This is a genomic window from Microcoleus sp. B6-A1 (assembly GCF_036705085.1).
In the GTDB taxonomy this organism is placed as follows: Bacteria; Cyanobacteriota; Cyanobacteriia; order Cyanobacteriales; family Microcoleaceae; genus Microcoleus.
In genome coordinates this window covers 1-13686 of the sequence record NZ_JAUBTU010000036.1, presented here as the reverse complement: position 1 = coordinate 13686, position 13686 = coordinate 1, and the positions used below count along the sequence as shown (strand labels likewise).

Below are 13686 nucleotides of genomic sequence, written 5' to 3'. Positions count from 1 at the left end.
GAGGTTTAATTTTCAAGCAAAAACCACAGTCCGATTGCCATAAACTAAAACACGATTTTGTAAATGATATCGCACCGCCCTTGCTAAAACAACTCTTTCTAAATCTTTACCTTTGCGAATCAAATCAGAGACTTCATCGCGGTGACTGACGCGCACAACATCTTGTTCAATAATCGGGCCAGCATCTAAATCGGGTGTAACATAGTGGGCTGTTGCACCGATAATTTTTACCCCTCTTTCATAAGCCCTTTCGTAGGGATTTGCACCCACAAACGCGGGTAAAAATGAATGGTGAATATTAATCACATTGGGAAATTTTATGATAAAGTCTTGACTTAAAATTTGCATATATTTAGCCAAAACTACTAAATCAATCTTATATTTCTTAAGAATTTCTAACTGTTGTGCTTCTTGAATAGCTTTATTGTCTTTAGTAATGGGAATATACTCAAAGTCGATACCGTATTGTGCGGCAAGAGGCTTTAAATTTTCATGGTTGCTGATAATCAGGGGAATTTCACATCTGATTTCTTGCGCTCGCTGTCGCCAAATCAAGTCTAATAAACAATGATCTTGACGGCTTACCCAGATTGCGATCCGTCGAATTTTATGAGAGAAATGCAATTGCCAATTGGCTTGTAAGTCCTTGGCTATTTCACTAAAAGCCGGTGTTATTTGTTCGGTGGTTAAGTCAAAATCATCTAATTGCCATTCTAGCCTGCTCAGAAATAATCCGGCGGTAAAATCTGTATGGTGATCCGCGTGGATTATATTGCCGTTATGGGACGCGATAAAATTGGCAAGTAAGGCGACGAGTCCTTTGCGATCGGGACAGGCAATTAACAGGGTTGCAGTAGGGCTAGTCATAATATAATGACAAAATTGTCTCGCTGAGTTTATTGAGAAAAAAGTGAGTTCACAGGAGTTTATTGATACTGAGATGTTGCACCATTCTCAATTAGCCTTTTATGAACAGGCTTTCCGGCCTGTTCCACAAGAAAATTTATATTTTGTGGAACAGGCCGAAAAGCCTGTTTCGATGGGCTTACGGGCGGGCTCTTCGGCCCAACCCCTACTCCCCACAAAAGATTTTAACTAAGAGTGGAACAGGCATCTTGCCTGTTTCTTATATTGGTGCAAGATGTGAATTTAAACTGATATCTTACAACAATATCAATCGAGGACTTTCGCGCGGGTGGGGGCTGTTTTTTTAGTCTTTTGGTATCCTTGAAAGCTATTGGGGAAGCAGCCTCTTGTATCTTAAAAGAGGTAGATTGCGATTTACTGTTGGGTGGGGGCGGGTTTATTCAGATTGTTGGTAGTTGTTAGATATTGTTGGTGAACCCGCCCCTACAGGTTGTTGACCGCCGGTGCAATATCTTAGTTTAAATGAACCACAGAGGACACAAAGAACACAACTGACAACTGACAACTGCCAACTAACTTCTTAAAATCCCATCGCCCCAGCTACTGCATCCAAAGTCGGAGCAATGCCACTTTTAAATTGATTGTTGCTGTGATTAATTGCGGTATCCGGGTCTTTCAAACCGTTACCAGTCAACACGCAAACCACCGTCGCCCCAGTCGGAACTTGGTCTTTTACCTTCAGCAAGCCGGCCACAGAAGCTGCACTCGCCGGTTCGCAGAAAATCCCTTCCTGGGATGCTAACAAACGGTAAGCGTCGAGAATTTCGGCGTCGGTGACTGCGGCAAAACTGCCGCGGCTGGCTTCGGAAGCTGCGATCGCCTGTTTCCAGCTAGCGGGGTTGCCGATCCGAATCGCCGTCGCCAGGGTTTCTGGGTGCGATACCGGTGAGCCCGTTACCAACGGTGCAGCCCCGGCTGCTTGAAATCCCATCATCTGCGGCAAGCGCGAACATTTTTTGGCTTGGTGGTATTGACAAAAGCCCATCCAGTATGCTGTGATATTTCCCGCATTTCCGACGGGAATGCACAGCCAGTCGGGGGCGTCGCCCAAGGCGTCAACGACTTCAAAAGCTCCGGTTTTCTGACCTTCCAATCGGTAAGGATTCACCGAATTTACCAAGGTCACGGGGTAGTTAACAGCCATTTCGCGGACAATTTCTAAAGCCCGATCGAAATTTCCCCCAATCGAAATGACTTCCGCACCGTAAAGCAAAGCTTGCGCCAGCTTGCCCAAAGCCACGTAACCTTCGGGAATCAACACGAAAGCTCGCATCCCCCCGCGTCGGGCGTAGGCGGCGGCCGAGGCCGAAGTATTGCCGGTACTGGCGCAAATTACAGCTTCGGCACCAGCTTCCTTGGCTTTGGAAATCGCCATTGTCATCCCCCGGTCTTTGAAACTACCAGTGGGGTTGAGGCCGTCGTATTTCACGAGGACGCGCACGTCTCTACCGATGAGAGAGGCGATCGCAGGTGCTGGAATCAGGGGAGTATTGCCCTCTTGGAGAGTGACTACCGGCGTGGTTTCCGTCACCGGCAGGTAGGGGCGATAAGCTTCGATCAAGCCGGGCCAGCCGTAGCGTTTCGGCTCGGCGGCGCGGGCAGCGGAGTTAGCAGCAGAGTCAGTAGCAGGTAGAATCAGGGTCACGGTGTCAATGGTTTTAGGCAATGGCCGAAGAATTTACACTAATTTTAGCTCGATCGGTTAATTTGATGTTTAATACGATCGGTTCAGGTTAAAGTAACTTAATGGTGTGAATGTGTAGATATGTCTACCCAATTACTAATGTCAAATAATTCATCCACTCTTTCCCGGCCTCAAGTCACCGCGAGCAATCCCGAAATGGCTAGTTCTTCTACCCTATCGACCACTTTTGCCCGCAAAGTAGATTTGGTAAAGTGCCCGTACCAAGCAGATCAGCAAGTTAAGTTCCTGCACTTGCAAGCAGAAATCGAATCCTTGCTGCTGGAAGTGCAAAGCCTCAAACAGCAACGCTCGATCGCTGGATTGCAGGCTCTAGACCCCATTTCTGGCAGCAACAGCAATTAGCAGACAACAGCGCCTAATGCTAACTGTGCTGCCCCTGTGTTATAAAAACAAAGGTTTTGCTACCCGCAGTATTTTTTGCCGAAAGTGCCAGAAATTCCTAACTGCGGATAGCGATCGCTAGCTTTTGCTAAAACGCGCTTGCCTACAGCTCAACTCGTCTGCTGCTTGCTGGCAACGAGCTGACATTTTATGGCGCTTTTTTATTGCGCTAATTTGTTAAGCCATCCTCATGGCATACGGAGAATCGAAATCAATTTATGACAGCATCGATCGAAAAACCACTAAATTTGACATCCGCAAGTGACACCTCCAACCTGCGCCTCAAAGATATTCTCAAAACCCTGCCGCGGGAAGTATTCGTCAAAAACCCCCGCAAAGCTTGGACAAAAGTCATCGTCAACGTTTTGCTAGTTGCTGTCGGTTACTTGGGCTTAGCAGTATCGCCTTGGTATCTACTGCCCCTAATGTGGATTTTCACAGGAACCGGATTAACCGGTTTTTTTGTGATCGGCCACGACTGCGGGCACCGGTCATTTGCTAACCGCCGCTGGGTAAACGATTTAGTCGGACATATTGCATTTCTGCCGTTAATTTATCCGTTTCACGCATGGCGACACGGGCACAATTACCACCACAAGCACACCAATAAACTTGGTGAGGATAATGCTTGGCAGCCGATGACAGCAGAAGACTACGCTGCCGCGCCCAAGGCTTTACAAATAGCTTATAGTTTAATATTCGGTCGGATGTGGTGGATTGGCTCGATCGCCCACTGGGCAAAAGTGCACTTTATGTGGTGGCGCTTCAAAGGCCAACAGAAACAAGAACAAGTGCGGTTTTCAGTTTTTGTGGTTTTAATCGGTGCTGCGATCGGATTCCCGATTTTAATTGCAACCACAGGCATTTGGGGATTTGTCAAATTTTGGTTGATGCCCTGGCTGGTTTACCATTTCTGGATGAGCACTTTTACGATCGTCCACCACACAGCACCAGATATTTCCTTTAAAGAACCCGAAGAATGGAACGAAGCCCAAGCGCAACTATCGGGAACAGTTCACTGCGATTATCCCCGCTGGGTAGAGTTTCTGTGCCACGACATTAACGTCCACGTTCCCCACCACCTTTCAACTGCTATTCCCTGGTACAATTTGCGCCTTGCCCACAGCAGCTTAAAGGAAAATTGGCAAGATCATCTCTACGAAACAGAATTTTCTTGGTCTTTAATGAAGCGGATTGCCGACAACTGTCACTTGTACAATCCCGCTGGTGGCTATCAAACATTGCAGGAATTTAACGCTAAAACCAAGTAAGTTTTAAACGCGATAAATGCCTGAAAAACCCGGTTTGTCAAACACAACCGGGTTTTTCGATATTACAATCCGCAGCCTTTGTAAGGGGAGGAATGCGTACCCTACTGTTAATAAGCTGCTGTGCATCTAATTTGACAGTCAATTTTTCTAAAACTCTTGTGGAACGGGCCGGAGAGCCCGTCTCTGTATTGAATTTAGAGGCGTAGCATCTGATCACAATCCGTACCATTATTAAATCAGTCATTCCCAATCTAAAATCTAAAATCTAAAATCTAAAATCGAATGACTTTCAATCCCAATAACTGTCGCAACGAAAGCGAAGTAGAAAGCAAACTCATTGTCAGCTATCTGCTACCAAAACTAGGCTACACGCCCGACACTTGGCACCAAGAAATCGCATTTGGGAATATTCGTCTAGACTTTCTCTCATTTGCCACCCAAGTTATCCCCATAGTTGTCGAGACAGACTCACCGATGAGTGTAGTTATGGAGGCTAAACATCCCAAGGAAAATTTAGACCGCCACCTGCGAAAACTCGCTCGCTATTTAACAAGTTTGAGCATCCGCTACGGCCTCATAACTAACGGTAAAGAAATTAGAATTTACCAAAGAGTCGCCGATGATATTGAGCCAGTCTTTAAGTGTGCTGGACAAGACCTTGAAAATAGAATTGATGAAATTATCGCTTTAATTGGCAGAAATACTTTAAAACCTATAAAAACTCTCGATCATCTAGAACTGGAAGATAATAAAATTAATTTGGTTAGTCCTGAGTTAATTAGCGAAGTCCCAGTACAGCCCCACAATCCCGCCACCGCAAAAGCTCAGCCAAGTCAAATCTCTGAACCGGAACAAATACCTGAAAATAATCCAGTTAAGCCTCAAGTTAAATCCGATGTAACCGTTCCCCAAAAAACTCAAAATACTATGAAAATCATTGCAGTTTACCATAACAAAGGCGGCGTTGGCAAAACTACAACAGTAGTCAATTTAGCAGCAGCGCTGAGCAAGAAAGGTAAGAGAGTCTTGGTGATTGACTTAGATAGTCAAGCGAATACAACCTTTGCGACAGGTTTAGTTAAATTTGAGGATGAAGAACAAGACGATTTGAAAGATAATAATATTCTTCAAGTTTTGCAATCAGAAGACTTTTTCTCCATCGCAGAAGTAGCTCGCAAGTCTAATTTTTGCCATCCCGAAATTGATGTGATTCCTTCCCATATTGATTTAATGCAATATGAAACGGAACTCAATCAACTAGATTACAGCCGAATGATTTTAATTCAAAAACTAGCAGAAGTACAGGATAAATATGATATTGTACTGATCGATACGCCGCCATCTTTGAATTTTTATGCGAGAGTTGCTCTAATTGCGGCGGATTATTTAATTATTCCTTCTGACTTAAAACCTTTTGCCAATCAAGGACTGATTAATGTCAAGGACTTTATCAAAAAAGTTAACGGATTCAAAAAACAAATTGGCAAGAAACCACTAGAAGTTTTAGGCGTCCTCCCTTGCAAAATTTCAACTAATGTTAAATTTGTACAGTACAGTTTGCCCAAGCGGAGGGAGGCAATTCCCAAACGCTACGGCTTTGAAATCATGGACAGCGTAATTTACGAGAGAGATGATTTGGCAAAGTGTGCAGAACAATTTCAAATCGTGGGAAATATGGAAATCGCCGATCCCATTTCAGTGCTAGACTTTAAGCCAGATTCCATCGCCTCCCAAGAATTTGAAATGCTAGCACTCGAAGTTTTGGAAAAAATAGGTAAAAACTAATGAAAAAATTATCTCCGTCACTGGTTGCAGTTAAAAAAATTACATCCGCAGTGCCCCGTTCCAATTTTGCAGAGCCGGATTTGGAGAAACTGGCGCAACTGATTTTAGAATTAGGAGGATTGATCAACCCCATAATTGTCCGCCGCAACGGTATGGATGCCTACGAGATAGTAGACGGAGACTTTGAATACTACGCTGCTGCGAAAGCCAGGGAAATTCACCCTCAAAAAGGCGAGACAATCGGAGCATTTATTCTTGAACCCGAAAATGAAGAATTGCTTTTGGAACAAGTTCAAGCGCTGAGGAAATCAGCCAAAAATGAGAATTTAGTTGAGAACCCAGAAACCGGGTTTTTGTACGAAAATACTTCGTCGCCGCCCGCAGATTCCATAAAAAACCCGGTTTCTTTGGTAGAAGTCCCTAATTTAGGTGAAAATGAAACTCCCGAAGATTCATCTAGTTTAGAACAGCGACTAACAAATATTCAAGCCTTGTTTGCAAGTCAAATCAATGAATTAAAAGCCGAGTACGCCCGTGAACAAAAAGTTTTAGCCCAGAGTATACAAGAACTTGAAAACCGAATCTTACAACAAGTACCTCTGTTAGTTGAAGCTGGGTTAGAAAACAGAATTAATGAGTTGAAATCAGAGTCGCCACCCGAAAAACAAGTGGTGGTAGAGAGGATACCAGAATTTGAAAACGTAGCTTCCGAATCAATGTCGCTGTTGGAAGCACTCAATACTTTAGATAAAAATCAACTGTCGGCTAATTTGAAAGATGCTGGCTTGAAGCTTCCAGTAATCCAAATAATACTCAAAGAGCGAGATGTGCGGCCGTTTGTCTCATTTGCAAATGTGGTGGAACGTGTTAAAGGGTTAACCGACAAAACAATGATTAAAATAATTGACAAGTGGCAAAAATACTCATAACTCGCAACTCCTGCGGCAACTGGCAACTTTGACTCAGTGAGTCTCTAGGCCAAAATAAGTAAAGATGAGTAAAGCAGTGTATCATTGGTGTCCCGTAGGCAGTTAAACTCATCACAGTCGCTTTTTTTAGGAATTGCAGTAACTTTTGCCGTAGCACGGGCGAGGGCGGGACGCCATCGCCAGGGATGTCACCCCACGGGAAGCCGCGTAGATATACATAAATACCTACACACCAGATTTTAATGACAAAAGGGGACTTGTAACAAGATGGATCGATCGTCCGATCAAAACCGAATAGTTGAATATTTGCGGATTAAGCCAATTAGTCACACTCAGATTTACACTTCCCAAATTGCCATACCAGAGCCTCATCGGGGCGAAATTCCTCGCGAACGCCGCGAAGCTCTCAGGAGAAGTCTGATCGAGCAAGGCAGCAACTTAATTCCTTTAATTGTACGCCCTACCGAAGCTTACAGCAACGAAGAAGAATATGAAGTTGTCTGCGGCTCAGATTGGTGTATTCTTGCTAAAGAACTCGGCATCGAGCAAATGTGGGCGTGGGTATTTGAAATGACCGACGAGGAGGTAGCTGTTGCTCAAGCAGAAATGGAACATTTAGCTCCGCAACCGACTCATAAAACAGCACAAATTGAGACTCTCCTGCAACAATTTGAGCTATCATTTCAAAAAAAGGTAGATAGTCTAACAAAACAAATAGAACAATCTGTTAAAAAAAATGAAGACCTGCTAAAAAAACACGTAAACGCTCTCACTGAGCAGAACTTTGAGCGTAACCAAATAGAACAGATTAAGCATTTGCTCGAACAAGTGGAAAAAGCATTTCAGGAAAAGGTAGATAAAATGGCTAAAAAAATTGAACAATCGAGCAGCAACCGTCCGCCAACATCTGCTGTTACTTCTGAGGTAAATCTTGAAGGTGCTTTGAGACAGTTGGATGAACTGGAAAAACTGCTGTCAATCAAATTAGAACGCACAGTCCAAACAATTAATCAGTTTGTTGCCGATGCCATTGAAGACGTAGAAAATGACCTGAAAAATCAAATTGAAACGCTCCGCAGCCAACTGGGAGCCGCAGCGACTAACTCAGAAAGACAGCCCGAGGCACAACCTAAAACGCCGTCAAAAACGCAGCCCAAGAAGCAGTCGAAAGCACAGCAGAAACCTCAGCTACCGCAGTTACAGTTGGAGTTGCCGTTTCCGTCCCCAGAGGAAGACTACGAAAGTCTCTCACTAAGACGGTTGAAGGCGATCGGCAAAGACCGGAAAGTGCGGGGCTACGCGCGCATGAAACGACCGGAAATTCTGGCGGCTCTCAGACAAACTGACGGTCAATAAAACGATAATTGCTAATAGTTAAAGACTAATTATTTGGTGTTCGATCGCATTTTTGGGCAAAAAGTGCGATCGGGCTTTCAGAATAGTCGGCAGAGATATGAAAACCTGTTTCCTGTATTGTAAGCTGGTTTAGGCGATCGCATATCCCGTATGTTGCCGAACATGATACGGATGAAACCCTAAAACTATCTTGTCTTTAGGCACTCCTAATTCTACAAGTTCTGCGGTAATTCCCGTTTCTATACCATCTTGTTGAATCCAGATTTTGCCGTCAATAATTTCCACATGAACGATACAATCGTGAATTCTTTTAGGCCCTTGCCAGCCATCGTGCATTAGTAAAAAATTGTTTTGTTCGCTGTCAACAATAACGCTGCTTTTAATTTCTCCGTGTCCGTAAGAAATCTGGGCATAACTATCTAAAACATTGCGAACAATTTGGCGATATTCATCTAGTGTATCCATCTGACAATTGTCTCCTTTAATGAATCAAAAACTATTAGTTTAAATCTCTTGTTCTCTAACAAAATCTGCCCGATAGGTTCAGAAAAGATTTCTGCATAAACTTCTGCACGAATTGCCAGATATATTATCCGTTCAGGTTCCGAAAGCTCTAGGATATCTTCGTAGACAATATACTGTCCAACAGCTTCTTCTAAGTCATGAACGGGTGAAACACTCACGAAACTTTTTAATTTTACAGCAATTTTGCGACCTTGCTTTTCGGCAGCAAATAGTTTTTCTGCACCCAAATCGACGCTGAGAGTACGTTTGCCAATTTTTAAGGGTAGGGGATCTTTGGTTATCGTCCACCCATCTTTTTCTAGGGCTGTTCTGACATTATTGTGGTAGATGTCTTGGGCTGGCATATTCTAAGCTGAACCATCAAATGTCACCCTAATTATAGAATAAAACAAGACTTTTGAAAAGTGATAGCTCATCAATTCAAACTACTTACTGTCGCGTGTATCGGTGCTTCACCCCAATCGGAAAATACTCCGCATCACCCGTCTCCGTTAATGTCACCACAGGTAACTGATATTCCGGCGGCACATAATTAGCAAATTCGCTGTTTAGCCGCCGCAATTGCGCGAGAATTGAAGATGCGATCGCCTGCTGCATCTCCTCATCGCCCTCCACCCCCGCTGCTAATTCCACAACCACCGATAAAAATCGATTTTGATCAGCATTTTCCTTGACTTGCAGCACAAATTTTCCCGTCACCCATTCCCGAATGGTGGGAACTTCTAAACCTACGGTGACATTTTCCGGGTAAATGTTAGCACCGAAGTAGGAAACGGTAAAGTGCGATCGCCCGAATACATAGACAAAGGGCAAGCAGCGAATTCCTCTGGGGAAATCAGAAACTTTCATACCTGCTGCTTGCTGCAAACGTGCCACAGGGTTAAATCCCCATTCAGCCAAAAAATTGAGCATTGCTTCGTAAGAAATTAAACCGCCATTATCCGAGATGTGATAGCGTATTAGCGGGATGCCGTTGTCGCCAGAAAATAACAGCGTGCCGTCATTATTCACTTCAAAAAAGCGGCTTTTCGGATCGTACTGCACCAGTGTTGGCAACCGCGATTCCCCGAATAAATTGCGTGCTGCTTCGGGATTGTTTGCTAAAAAGCGACGGATGCAAATGCTCAGCGGTGTCTCGTTGCCCAAAACCCCCGCATCGGCAGTACCGTAAAGGCTCGCAGAGTTGTAATAGAGATTGTCAGAATTAGTGCGATCGCTCACCAAACTCCGCCATTCTTCGCTAAACACTTCCCCCGCAAACACCATCTTAATTCGATATTTTTGCAACTCCACACCCCCAGCAATTCCGCTATCAATCACATCCTTGATAAATGGCGGATATCCCAACAAAACTACTTGCTCAAAATGCTCCCCAAGTTCCTGCACAACTCGCAATATTTCAGTCTTATTATTCCCCGGTGTCACAACTGTAACTGGATAGCCCTTACTCGCTAGATAGCGGCAGCAATTTGCCGTATACATTCCACCTACCCAAGTCCCCAACGCAAAGCAAATGACAGCTAAAGTTGAGCGCTTGTCGGCGTAAAAACTGTCGTGAAATATTTGTTCAAAACGAGCGGCAATTTGCAACTCGTCGCTGATAAAACGCGGCCAAAATGTCGGTTTTCCTGTCGAACCAGATGAAACAGCAATGAAATCGCAAGTTTCTAATTTGCCGTGGTAGCACAACTGAGGTAGCGGGTGACAGCGTAAATAATTCTCTTTGGTAATTAGCGGCAATTTTTGGAAGTCTTCAAAGGTTTGAATTGAGGCGGGATTGATGTTATGTTCAGCTAGGAAATTCTGGTAAGCTGGTACTGTGGTCGCGACTTTTTGAAAAAGCGCATGAAGCGCAGCTATCCCGTAGGGAATCGCCCCGGATTCGGCACCTCGACTCTGCTGGTGTTGCAATCGTTCCTCAAGGGGCGCTCTCAAAAACTCTTCAAACGCCCCAATTGCTCGCTGACGCTGTTCTGGCTGCATTATTTGCTCCTTAAAATGCGTATTTTGCACCGAGATCGCTCAAGATTCAATTAGTAGCGCGGCGCGACCCGATCGCACATTGGGCTGGACACTAAAAATTTGAACACACTTTGAGGTCGATCGAATCGAAAATATGGCGCAGTCGATAAACTTCTATAGCACGAAACTGCTTTTTTAACAATAGCCACAGGGGATAGCCAAGCGGGCGATCGACTAATAAACACTGACACACTATGGCAAGATTAAATCAGCGATCGCCCAAAACTCCCAGTCTCAGTCAAGCGTGAAAATCCGACGCAGCAAGTTCCCATGAACAATCCCATCTACCCCGGCATAACTCTCAACAATCACTACCGCATCGTCCGCGAATTGGGACACGGAGGCTTCGGGCGCACCTACCTCGCTGAAGATGCCCACCGATTTAACGAACCCTGCGTTTTAAAAGAATTTGCGCCCCAAGTACACGGAAGTTACGCTTTACAAAAATCCGAGGAACTGTTCGAGCGGGAAGCGGGAGTGCTCTACAAGCTGCAACACAATCAAATCCCCCGCTTTCGCGAACTCTTCCGCGTCAGTATCAGCGATCGAGGCTACCTATTTCTCGTCCAAGACTACGTGCCGGGCCAAAGTTACCGCTTTCTGCTCGACGCCCGCAAGCGTCAAGGTTTGCGGTTTATAGAAGCAGAAATCAATCAATTGCTGCTGCAGATTTTGCCCGTACTCGAATACATTCACTCTTTGGGAGTGATTCACCGCGACATCTCCCCGGACAACCTGATTCTGCGGAGTTCTGACGGGATGCCAGTGCTCATCGACTTCGGCGGAGTAAAACAAGTCGCCGCCACCGTAGAATCTCTTTTCGCTGAGGCTAACGGCACTCTCGCCCCCGCGACTCGCATCGGCAAGCTCGGCTATGCTCCCGTCGAACAGATGCAGATGGGCATCGTCTCTCCCCACAGCGATTTGTACGCTCTGGCGGCCACGGTTTTAGTGTTGCTGACGGGGAAGGAACCCCATCAGTTGCTCGACAGCCAGACGCTGAATTGGAATTGGCGGGCGGAATGTTCTCTGTCTCCGAATTTGTCCCTAGTGCTGGATAAAATGCTTGCTCAACAGCCGAGCCAGCGTTACTCCTCGGCTCGCGAGGTAATGCTCGCTCTCTCCGGCAATCCGCCTTTACAGCCTTTGCCACCAGCCCCGCAGCCAGGGTATTTTGCGCCCACGCAGCCGCCGGATCTCTCGCCTATACCCGTGCCCGCCCCCACGCCAAAACTGCCGGGAACTCCGGTGCGAGTTGCTGCTATTGGCAATCAGCAAAAGATGCCTGCTTGGAAAATGGTTTTGTTCGTGGTGGCGGTGCTCTCAAGTATGGGGGGAGTTGGCTGGTTTGCGGGCAATTCTTTGTTAAATCTGCAATCAAAAGTGCAGAAAGTTCCCCAGCCTTCAAGCCCGAAGCGGGAGCAAGAAGATGCTTTGCAAGATCGCTTTGTAAAGCTCAAAATTGACGATCGATTCTATAGCGGTTACGTCAACCTTGTGGACGAGACTTTCTATGCCAAATACCCGGAATTGGGCGGACGATTGTTAAAAGAAGGCGATGAAGATCGCCAGTGGCGCGAAAGGTGGCAGAAAATCGGCGACGAGTTGCTCGACAAGCTGGAAAACCTCAGCAGCGACGCTAGAGCGCGGTTGGGCACTTACGACACCACTGATATCGATCGCTGGAAAACTGAGGTTAACAAGCTGAATTTGAGCAGTCGGGCTCTCTACGATTTGGCTGATGCTAGGTTCTTTTATTGGTTTCCACAACAGCCGCGCGATCGCAATATCATTGGTTTGCCGATCGGACAAATTTGGCAAGCAATTACCGCCGACGAACTCGAAGCCTTACAAGCTGGAGCAACTGTTGAAAGCGTTGAATTTGACCGCCTATCGAAGAGCAAAAGCCTCACAGGGAATCTCAAACCCGGAGAAGGGAAAGCTTACATTGCCAGGTTCGCTCAAAATCAAACTTTGCGCGTGAATTTGCAAGCACCGCGCAAATCTACTCTACTGTCAATTTATACTCCAGGGCGGACAAAGGGCGCGCGAGCTTTGCTGGAAGATGCAGAAGGGCTGAGTTGGTCAGGATTGCTGGATGATACTGGTTTTTATGAATTTGTGGTAGTTTCTCAAGCATCTGAGCCGATCGCTTACGAGTTGAACCTGACGGCGGAATAACTGCTATTGACAATCAAGCATCCAGGATACAAGCTCCCGGATTCATCCGTCCAGAAATAAAACACCTGTATCCGATAAAGGAACCCCCGAATTTATCCGTGGGGTCGCCTCTAAAATCTAAAATCTAAAATCTAAAATCTAAAATCGATTGACGCTCTCTATCCACCCAGGCAATAATAAGGTAATACCGATCAGGTAAGTTTTCCTGTTCAAACAAAGAATATGCTGAGATTCGCGATCGTAGCTTTAGTAACTTTAGGATTAGTATTGGTGACTGCACTAGGTTTACATCCGGCCAATGCGACAGTCAGCACTCCCGAATTTTATGCTTGGAACTTTGCCTCTGTAGGCAGTAGCGAGCTTGTTTGTAAAAAGACCGTGGTAGTTCCGCAAGACCTGATAATTCCGTCATCATCCATGCACGCTGTCAGTATCAATTCTGCAATTGTAGATGAAAAATTTTGCGTGAATTCCACTAAGCCTGTGAATTAAGGCCGTGGATAATAGGATTTCCGGTTAGAGAACCATAGGAATGAGAATTAAATAACTTCCACTCTTGAAAGTGGGATGGGCGTCCCGCCCGTCCAAAAAAGACGGGCGGGAC

13 protein-coding genes are annotated in these 13686 nt (G+C 45.5%); 8 read left to right on the top strand and 5 right to left on the bottom strand.

Going from position 1 to position 13686, the window contains the following annotated elements:
* Nucleotides 1-12: 12 nt before the first annotated feature.
* The gene (gene purU / locus QUB11_RS15260; protein ID WP_333204362.1) at nucleotides 13-867 is read right to left on the bottom strand and encodes a formyltetrahydrofolate deformylase; all 855 of its coding nucleotides are present in this window, start codon (nucleotides 865-867) and stop codon (nucleotides 13-15) included.
* Nucleotides 868-910: 43 nt separating this feature from the next.
* Between purU and QUB11_RS15255 the strand changes: the two genes are divergently transcribed.
* Nucleotides 911-1099: a hypothetical protein gene (locus tag QUB11_RS15255; protein WP_333204360.1), complete on the top strand. Its 189-nt coding sequence runs from the start codon at nucleotides 911-913 to the stop codon at nucleotides 1097-1099.
* 348 nt (nucleotides 1100-1447) lie between these two features.
* On the opposite strand, the gene thrC is transcribed toward QUB11_RS15255, so the two are convergent.
* Complete coding sequence (thrC, locus tag QUB11_RS15250) at nucleotides 1448-2572, bottom strand: threonine synthase (protein ID WP_333204358.1); 1125 nt, start codon at nucleotides 2570-2572, stop codon at nucleotides 1448-1450.
* A 120-nt stretch (nucleotides 2573-2692) separates the two neighbouring features.
* On the opposite strand from thrC, the gene QUB11_RS15245 reads away from it, so the two are divergent.
* The 5 genes from QUB11_RS15245 (at nucleotide 2693) to QUB11_RS15225 (ending at nucleotide 8354) form a co-directional block, all read left to right on the top strand.
* Complete coding sequence (locus QUB11_RS15245; RefSeq protein ID WP_333391028.1) at nucleotides 2693-2974, top strand: hypothetical protein; 282 nt, start codon at nucleotides 2693-2695, stop codon at nucleotides 2972-2974.
* Nucleotides 2975-3231: 257 nt separating this feature from the next.
* On the top strand, nucleotides 3232-4284 hold the full coding sequence (locus tag QUB11_RS15240; protein ID WP_333391026.1) for a fatty acid desaturase: 1053 nt from the start codon (nucleotides 3232-3234) through the stop codon (nucleotides 4282-4284).
* Nucleotides 4285-4566: 282 nt separating this feature from the next.
* Entirely contained in the window at nucleotides 4567-6069 is a 1503-nt protein-coding gene (locus QUB11_RS15235) for an AAA family ATPase (protein ID WP_333391025.1), read from the top strand.
* Nucleotides 6069-6998, top strand: a complete 930-nt coding sequence (locus QUB11_RS15230; RefSeq protein WP_333391023.1) for a ParB N-terminal domain-containing protein — start codon at nucleotides 6069-6071, stop codon at nucleotides 6996-6998. Before QUB11_RS15235 ends, QUB11_RS15230 begins: the two co-directional genes overlap by 1 nt.
* A 267-nt stretch (nucleotides 6999-7265) precedes the next feature.
* On the top strand, nucleotides 7266-8354 hold the full coding sequence (locus QUB11_RS15225; RefSeq protein ID WP_333391020.1) for a Rho termination factor (modular protein): 1089 nt from the start codon (nucleotides 7266-7268) through the stop codon (nucleotides 8352-8354).
* Between the two features lie 129 nt (nucleotides 8355-8483).
* Here QUB11_RS15225 and QUB11_RS15220 read toward each other — a convergent pair whose 3' ends face one another.
* The 3 genes from QUB11_RS15220 to QUB11_RS15210 form a co-directional block, all read right to left on the bottom strand.
* Nucleotides 8484-8819: a XisI protein gene (locus QUB11_RS15220; RefSeq protein ID WP_333204348.1), complete on the bottom strand. Its 336-nt coding sequence runs from the start codon at nucleotides 8817-8819 to the stop codon at nucleotides 8484-8486.
* Complete coding sequence (locus QUB11_RS15215; RefSeq protein ID WP_333204346.1) at nucleotides 8807-9223, bottom strand: element excision factor XisH family protein; 417 nt, start codon at nucleotides 9221-9223, stop codon at nucleotides 8807-8809. Before QUB11_RS15215 ends, QUB11_RS15220 begins: the two co-directional genes overlap by 13 nt.
* 85 nt (nucleotides 9224-9308) lie before the next feature.
* A complete protein-coding gene (locus tag QUB11_RS15210; RefSeq protein WP_333204344.1) occupies nucleotides 9309-10862 on the bottom strand; it encodes a phenylacetate--CoA ligase family protein in 1554 nt (517 codons plus the stop codon).
* Nucleotides 10863-11171: 309 nt separating this feature from the next.
* Here QUB11_RS15210 and QUB11_RS15205 point away from each other — a divergent pair, with 309 nt between their 5' ends.
* Both QUB11_RS15205 and QUB11_RS15200 read left to right on the top strand, forming a co-directional pair.
* Complete coding sequence (locus tag QUB11_RS15205; RefSeq protein WP_333204342.1) at nucleotides 11172-13082, top strand: serine/threonine-protein kinase; 1911 nt, start codon at nucleotides 11172-11174, stop codon at nucleotides 13080-13082.
* Between the two features lie 222 nt (nucleotides 13083-13304).
* Nucleotides 13305-13574, top strand: a complete 270-nt coding sequence (locus tag QUB11_RS15200) for a hypothetical protein (RefSeq protein WP_333204340.1) — start codon at nucleotides 13305-13307, stop codon at nucleotides 13572-13574.
* Nucleotides 13575-13686 lie beyond the last annotated feature (112 nt).